Annotated in this window: 2 protein-coding genes; one reads left to right on the top strand and one right to left on the bottom strand. The window is 58.7% G+C overall.

The window, feature by feature from the left end; genetic code table 11:
* Positions 1-19: 19 nt before the first annotated feature.
* Positions 20-835, bottom strand: a complete 816-nt coding sequence (locus GOB90_RS18625; protein WP_146893126.1) for a helix-turn-helix transcriptional regulator — start codon at positions 833-835, stop codon at positions 20-22.
* A gap of 88 nt (positions 836-923) precedes the next feature.
* Here GOB90_RS18625 and GOB90_RS18620 point away from each other — a divergent pair.
* Positions 924-1,684 (top strand): class I SAM-dependent methyltransferase (locus GOB90_RS18620; protein WP_173572222.1); only part of this gene is annotated, 761 nt, incomplete at its 3' end.

Genomic DNA, 1,684 nt, shown 5'->3' with positions numbered 1-1,684 from the left:
TCGCCCTCATGTCGGCCGTTCAACAGTTCGTTTGCGCGTTCCGAAAGCGGACAGGTGACATGCCCATCAGGTTCGTAAAAGCTTTTGCAAATGCACTGAGCGATGCGTAACCGATCCTGGCCGCCACATCTGTTACGCGCTGACCTTCCGCAAGCAGGGTTGCGGCATGGAAGAGACGTGCCTGTGCGATCCAGTCCTGCCATGTCATTCCGGTTTCTTCATGAAAATGGCGGCGGAAGCTGCGTTCTGACATTCCGGCGTGATGCAGTGCCAGAGTCAGGCTTGCCTGACCGGGGCTGGCAAGGGCTGCATCCATGGCACGCACCAAAGACGGATGGGCGGCACGTGGCAGCGTGAAAAGCCGCTCCGTTTTCGCCTGCATCTGCTCCACGCAGAGCAGACCGAGGGTCTGGAAAAAACTTTGGGCAATGGGCGTTTGCTTTGCTGAACCGGCTTGCCAGCGCAGGGTGTGGAACAGCATCTCCCGCACCATTGCCGTTACGGGGAATGTCTGGATATAGTCCGCGCCGTCGGACGGAAAACAGGCAGGATCAAAATAGACGGAAACCCCGTCCAGATCGCGGATCATGGTCCGATGACGTGTTTCTGCCGGAATCCATATGGCATGGGCGGTGGGCAGCAGATGATGACCGTCCGGACCTTCGATCTGTGTCGTGCCGCGTCTTGCGTATGTGATCTGGTGGCAAGGATGCGCATGCCAGTCGTAAAATACAGCGGAAGACGGATTGAGGAATGCAAAGCCGGGTTTCCCCGGACCATTGAGCCTGTTCTCGACGAGGACGCTCTGCGTCTCCCTGGCTGTGAGGTTTTTCATTGGCCGATATCCGCTGATTTGTGGCCGCATAGCGTCAGACGGCCACCGGTCTTGTCTTTATCCTGAACCGACCAGGAAAGGAATTACGATGTCTGCCTCTCGCATGCCTCATGATGCTCGGATCATTGCGCAGTTCACACGCTGGGCGAAGCCATTTGCTGAGTTGGCCATTCACGCGGAGGCGGAAAGCATGGCGCAGACGCTGGCTGCCTGCGCAGTGGCCAGAGACATGAAGGTGCTTGATGTCGCTTGCGGTCCGGGGATTGTCGCGTGTGAACTGGCCTGCTCTGGCGCGCAGGTCACAGGAATCGACCTGACACCCGCCATGATCGAACAGGCACGCCAGCGTGCGGACAGGATGGGCGTGACAGTGGCGTATCATACTGGCGATGCACTGCATTTGCCGTTTCAGGCGGACAGCTTCGACCGGGTCGTGACACGGTACAGTTTTCACCACATGCAGGAGCCCGGGAAAGTCCTGGCGGAAATGGTGCGTGTTTGCCGTCCCGGTGGCCGGGTTATCGTGATTGACGCCACCCCGACCCCGGAATGCCAGGAAGGCTATGATCGGGCGGAAACACTCCGTGACCCCTCGCATACAAGTGCCCTGACACTGGCTCAGTTGCTGTCACTGGGGACCGAAGTGGAGTTGTCGCCTGTGATGATGCATCAGTATCGTCTCGAAGCCTGCTTGCAGGACCAGGTCGCCCCGGAGGACTGGAGCGCCCTGAAAGCGATGTTTGCAGAGGATATCGCAGGCGGTCAGGATCGTCTGGGCATGGGAGCATGGGAGGGCGCAGACGGTATCCGTTTCTATTTCCCCATCTCGATCGTGGCATGGAGCAAAAG

It is taken from the genome of Acetobacter oeni (assembly GCF_011516825.1).
GTDB classification, from domain to species: Bacteria; Pseudomonadota; Alphaproteobacteria; order Acetobacterales; family Acetobacteraceae; genus Acetobacter; species Acetobacter oeni.
This window is presented reverse-complemented; position numbering and strand designations above follow the sequence as displayed.

What these genes read in the sequence shown, in the direction of transcription:
- GOB90_RS18625 (WP_146893126.1), bottom strand. Translation starts at nt 835, where the DNA reads ATGAAAAACCTCACAGCCAGGGAGACGCAGAGCGTCCTCGTCGAGAAC.